General features: G+C 35.4%; 5 protein-coding genes. 1 reads left to right on the plus strand and 4 read right to left on the minus strand.

The features are described 5' to 3' along the window. Positions 1–143 precede the first annotated feature (143 nt). The 4 genes from NFR82_RS07705 to menB form a co-directional block, all read right to left on the minus strand. Complete coding sequence (locus NFR82_RS07705) at positions 144–1,463, minus strand: FAD-dependent oxidoreductase (protein ID WP_251717712.1); 1,320 nt, start codon at positions 1,461–1,463, stop codon at positions 144–146. A 113-nt stretch (positions 1,464–1,576) separates the two neighbouring features. Beyond that, complete coding sequence (locus NFR82_RS07710) at positions 1,577–2,758, minus strand: MFS transporter (RefSeq protein WP_251717713.1); 1,182 nt, start codon at positions 2,756–2,758, stop codon at positions 1,577–1,579. Positions 2,759–2,766: 8 nt separating this feature from the next. After that, positions 2,767–4,182: an o-succinylbenzoate--CoA ligase gene (locus NFR82_RS07715; protein ID WP_251717714.1), complete on the minus strand. Its 1,416-nt coding sequence runs from the start codon at positions 4,180–4,182 to the stop codon at positions 2,767–2,769. A gap of 11 nt (positions 4,183–4,193) precedes the next feature. Next, positions 4,194–5,015: a 1,4-dihydroxy-2-naphthoyl-CoA synthase gene (gene menB, locus NFR82_RS07720; protein WP_251717715.1), complete on the minus strand. Its 822-nt coding sequence runs from the start codon at positions 5,013–5,015 to the stop codon at positions 4,194–4,196. Between the two features lie 34 nt (positions 5,016–5,049). Between menB and NFR82_RS07725 the strand changes: the two genes are divergently transcribed. Further along, positions 5,050–5,424 (plus strand): PaaI family thioesterase, encoded by a 375-nt coding sequence (locus NFR82_RS07725; protein WP_251717716.1) that lies wholly within the window; start codon positions 5,050–5,052, stop codon positions 5,422–5,424. Positions 5,425–6,000 lie beyond the last annotated feature (576 nt).

Genomic DNA, 6,000 nt, shown 5'->3' on the forward strand with positions numbered 1-6,000 from the left:
GCCGAAATACAAATTAAAAATTGAATTTCAAATTCAAAAAATAGCTGTACCACTTACTACAATCGCGCTTACAGCACTCAAAAAATTTTTCTAGCACCAATATTTAGTATGTTTCTTATCAAATACATACTAGGGTTTGTTGTTTACTTAAAAAGATCATTGAAGCTTTCACTCATGGTTGGATGAGTATAAATTTGGTCACGCAAAACGTTGGCTGGAATCTTTTGATTAATCGCAAGTGAGATTTGATTAATCAATTCATGTGATTCGGCACCATATAATGTGGCCCCCAATATCAAACCAGTATCTGGATCTACTAAAGCCTTAAATAAACCGCGTGGATCTTTTAAAACTTGTGCTTTTGGAAATGCGGCTACTGGTAACTTTTTCAAGACATAAGAAATACCTTGACTCTTAGCTTCTTTTTCATTCAACCCCACCTTTGATAGGGTAGGTGTAATAAAAACGCTATATGGAACATTGATACGGTCACTGACTTTACGTTTACCATCACCAAATAATTGATCCTTGATGATTCTAAAATCATCTAAAGAGATATAAGTGAATTGTGGACCGCCTTTGACATCCCCAATTGCCCAAACATTTTCTACCGTTGTTTGCAAGTAATCATCAACTTTAATTGCACCGCGATTAGTTACTTCGATTGACGTATTCTCCAGACCAAGTCCTTCAATATTTGGCTTTCTACCAGTTGCTTGTAAGATTCGGTCTCCTTTAGCAACATACTTGTCACCATCTTTTTCGTAAAAGACCTCTTCTTGATCAACCTTTGTAATATCAACGCCAAGCTCAATCTTAATACCGGATTTTTCGAGGTCTTCTTTAATCCTTTCAGCAATGTCAGTATCCTCTCTTGGTAAAAAGTCTGAATGCAAATCCAAAACTGTAACCTTTGAACCATACTTAGCAAACATAGAAGCAAATTCCAAGCCAATATAACCGGCCCCGATCACAACCACGTTTTTAGGTAAAGTAGTTTGATCCATTGCGGCAGTTGAATCCATGACTGCTCTACTTTCCTGCAAACCAGGAATTGACAAATTAACTGGTGTAGCACCTGTATTAATAAAGATTCTTTCACCCTTAAATTTCTTAACTTCTCCATCTGAAGTCGTTACTTCAATTTCGTGATCGTTTAAAAATTTAGCGGTTCCATCTAACACCGTAACAGTTTGTTCATCTGCAAGCATGTGATAGTTCTTGTTTCTAAGCATCGCTGTCATATCATTTTTTCCATTAACCGCATCAACGAAATCAACGCCATTTTCAGCTTCAATGATTAAACGCTTAGATGGTAAACAAGCAATATTGATGCAAGTACCACCATACATCTTATTCGATTTTTCAATTACTAAAACTTCTTCGCCTCGACCTGCAAGGAATTTTGCCAAGGTTTTTCCACCTTTTCCAAATCCAATGATTATATTTTTAATTGTGTCCATAATGTCTTCCCTTACTAAAAGTAATTAATTCTATAATAATTTTAGTATACTTACTTATGATTCACTTGTCGTCTTTTTTGCTCAAAAAAAGCAGTCAAAATGACTGCTTAAATTTATTTTCTGATAAAGAAACAAAAGACAACGGCCAAGAATGCGCTAATTACTAGGCCTAAAAAAGCACTGGAATATGAATTGGTCCATTGAACAATTAATCCGATTAAAAGCGGTCCGATAAAGCCACCAAGTTGTCCACCAAAGTTAACAATCCCAATTGATGAACCGTAGGCCTTATCTGACAAAATTCTTGATGTAAAACTAAAGATTCCAGTGAAAGCCAATGACTTAACAAAGTAAATCAAAACTTCAAAAGTCACAATTGCAGCAAGTGACGACGATTTAAACAAACCAAACATAAAAATCAAAGTTAAAAATGAAGCAATTATAATCATCCAGCGTTCACGCTTCTTAAAGAGATGAACCATGATGAAGCCTGAAATAAATGCCGCAATTCCACCTGCAATAGTTGGTAATGGTACAAGCCAAGCTAAGTTCTTTAAATTAATTCCTTGTTCTTTCAAGAAATAAATTGGCATCCAAGCTTCAAGTCCCTTAGTAATAACATTCAAAGCTAGACCGATAAAAACAAATGCCCAAACTCTTGAATCAATTTCACTCCAAACAATTTTCTTAGAACCTTCAGAACTAGTACTACGACTACTAATCGGACGTTCATATAAGAAATAAATGAACATCAAGACTAATCCGCCGATACCAAGACAAATGAAGGCACTACGCCAACCGCTCATAGCAATAATTGGCACAATGATAAATGGAGCAATGGCCGCACCAGCATAGTTTGACGAAATCAAAGCCGAAGTAGCTTGTGCCTTTTCTTTTTCCGAGTAATCTTCAGCAATCTGCTTTAAGGCCGCAGATGGATATGGACCTTCTGCTATTCCGAATAAAAATCTAATTACAATTAAAGCAAGCAGTGACCATGCAAGACCAGTAAAAATTGTCATCACTGACCATGCAAGCAGAGTGATGATGATCATTTTTTTACTTCCAATTCGGTCAGTCAAATACCCACCAGGAATTTGCATTAAAGTATAGCCTAAGAAAAAGGCACTGGCCGCTGTACCTAAAGCTGCGGCTCCAACATTAAACTCCTGACTCACATAAGCCAAAGAGATGTTCATAACAGTTCTATCTGCAAATAAGAGCATATAACCCAAGTACAGCAGAATAAAGCTACCAATACGTTTAGTTGTCGACTTATTGTTTATTTCTTCCATAAGAGCTCCTAATTTATCTTTTCCCTTAATAAATATCGCTTAATTTTCCCACTAGCATTTGTTGGTAATTCTGAAACGAAAATATATTCTTTCGGAACTTTGTAGTGGGCCAAATGCTCAAAACCGAAGTGGATTAAGTCTTCAGTCTTTAAACTTTGATCACCCACAACAAAGGCAATCGGAACTTCTCCCCATTCAAGATTCTTTTTTCCAACAACCGCAATTTCATCAATACCGGGATGCTGCAAATAGACTTGTTCTACTTCTTGTGGAAAAATGTTCTCTCCTCCAGAGATCATCATTTCATCAATTCGACCATCAATATATAAATACCCGTCTTTATCAAGATGACCTACATCCCCAGTCCGATACCAACCATCCAATTTCTTTTTAGCCATTTTTTCAGGTAAGTTTAAATATCCAGGACTAAGGGCTGGACTCTTGAGCAAAATTTCTCCATTATCAAGCAACCTAAGTTGTGTAGTAAATAATGGCTGACCAACTGAGCCAATCTTTTTCAGTGCATCACTAGCCTTTAAAGCAATAATTTGTGAGCAGGTCTCTGTCATCCCATAACATTGAACAACTGGAATTGAAAAGTTTTCGCACTCTTTAAGAGTCGGTTTATTCGTAGTTCCACCACCAAGCAGCATAAAACGAAAATTTGAATTATAGCTAGTTTTCATTTCTTGCTTTATTTTCAGCAATTTCTTAAGCATAAAAGGAACTACTGACATAATTGAAACAGGTTCTTCAGATAAAATCTGACTGATTTTTTTCGCATCAAATTTTGCGACTAACCGGACTGTCATGCTGTAAATCAAACTGCGCATGATAATTGAAAAGCCACTAATGTGAAAAATTGGAGCTACACATAACCATTCATCATTCTCATTTAGGCCGAGATTCAAAGCCGATGAAACGGCTGAATAAAAATGATTACCAAAAGTTTGTAGTACTCCTTTGGGCAAACCTGTTGTGCCAGAAGTATACATGATACTTGCTACATGATCGTAATCAAATTCTTGAACTAATTCGACATCTTTGCCTGCAATTTTTTGAAAATCTGAAAAAGCAATAAAGCGATCATCCATTTCTGGTCGCAATAGGTTATCTTCAACCAAACAAACTTTTAATTCACTATCGTCAATTTGTCGAAATAGTTCCTCACTCGCAAGCCGCCAATTCAACCAAACGATTGTCTTACCTGAACAAATAATTGCAAGCGCAAGTAAATAAGTATCCAAACTATTTAATGCTAATAGACCTACTTTATCTCCAGCATCAGTTTGTGCCAATTTCCCTGCTAAAATTGTAACCTTTTCTTGAACCTGCAAAAAGGTTAGGTAATCTCTCCCATCATCAATTGCTAAATGATTAGGATTAGTTTGTGCCTGCTTTAACAACCAATTTTGTGTTTTCATTTTTCCACACTTTAAGGAAACTTAGGGAATTGGTCAAAGTCTGGTTTACGCTTTTCATTAAAGGCATCTCTACCTTCTTTTCCTTCATCAGTAGTGTAAAAGAGCATAGTTGCATCTCCACCAAGTTGTTGAAGTCCAGCTAAACCATCAGTATCAGCATTCATCGCTGCCTTAATGAAACGTAAGGCGGTTGGTGATTTGGTCAAGATTTCGTTACACCAATCCAAAGTAACTGATTCAACTTGATCAAGTGGTACAACCTTATTAATCCAATTCATTTGGTAGGCTTCTTCAGCTGAGTAGAAATGATTTAAAAACCAAACTTCCTTGGCACGCTTATGTCCAATAACTCTAGCTAAATAGCCAGAACCATAACCAGCATCGAAACTACCCACTTTAGGACCGGTTTGACCAAATTTAGCATTATCGGCAGCAATGGTTAAATCACAAACTAATTGCAAAATATTTCCGCCACCGACAGACCAACCTTTAACCATAGCAATAACTGGCTTAGGAATGATTCTGATTAAATGTTGTAAGTCTAAAACATTAAGACGGGCAATCTTATCAGGTCCGACATAACCTCCATTGCCGCGAACGCCTTGATCTCCACCGGATGAAAAAGCCTTATCTCCTGCACCAGTTAGAATAATTACTCCAATTGTGCTATCATCACGACAAATGGTAAAAGCATCTATCATTTCTTGCACAGTAACTGGTGTGAAGGCATTCATTTTTTCAGGACGATTCATAGTAATCTTGGCAATCTTGCCTGCCCTTTCAAAAATGATCTCTGAATAATTTTTAACTTTTTCCCATGTTACTTCTGTCATTTTCTTACTCTTTCTATATAAACGAGGTACATAAATGAACTTACTAGACAACTTAGGTATTAAAACTGAATCAGTTACGGCTTCTGAAGCAAAAATTTCTTTGCCAGTAACTGATAAAATTAAGCAACCTTTTGGCATAGTCCATGGCGGAATTAATGCAGTCTTAGCTGAAACCGCTGCTTCTTTAGCAGCAAACAAATGGCTTGAATCTCAAAAATTAAATAAAATCTCTGTTGGCGTAAACATCACAACTGAACATTTGCGTCCAGTCTCAAACGGAAGAATTCAAGCAATTGCTACTCCAATTAAGCGTGGAAAAATATTACAAACCTGGCAGGTCAATTTATTCAATCATGAACAATTAACTAGTACCAGTATTATTACTTTAGCTAATACTGATCGACCATAGGCCAATAGCACCCACATGGTAACAAAATAAGAATGCGCTATCAATAGTAAAAAAATTTCAATTTTATTTATCCAAAGTTTGAACATAATAGTTATTAATTTAGTTGTTGCAACAACTCACATTGTACTTATTTTTATAATTAAAAATTGTTAATAGATTTCAGAACTTACTTGATAATTATTTTTTGTAAAGAAAAAGTCGCCTAAATTAAGAAATAATTTAAGCGGCCAAAATAAGAAAAAGTGATATAAAAATTGGATTCCATTGTTAATGAGAAAAACAACGGAAATGAGTGTTATAAGGAGCTCAAAGCTCCTCAGAAATTATTGTATCATGCTATGTACATAAAATGTATAAATATTAATTATTGAATTTATATTTATACAATACTTCTCTTAGAAAAGCATGAATAGCTTATTACAATAAGGTTTTCATACATAAGTAGTAAATTTATAGATGCCTCTTCATCGACTAAATCATATGTATAAGGCAAGTCTAATGAGACTGTCAAATCTTTTGTGTAAATAGTTCTTTCTCGCAAATTGATTTTTTAATTATTTATTTAATCAAAATAGG

Origin of the sequence: Lactobacillus agrestimuris (assembly GCF_943193025.1) — a bacterium.
GTDB lineage: Bacteria > Bacillota > Bacilli > Lactobacillales > Lactobacillaceae > Lactobacillus > Lactobacillus agrestimuris.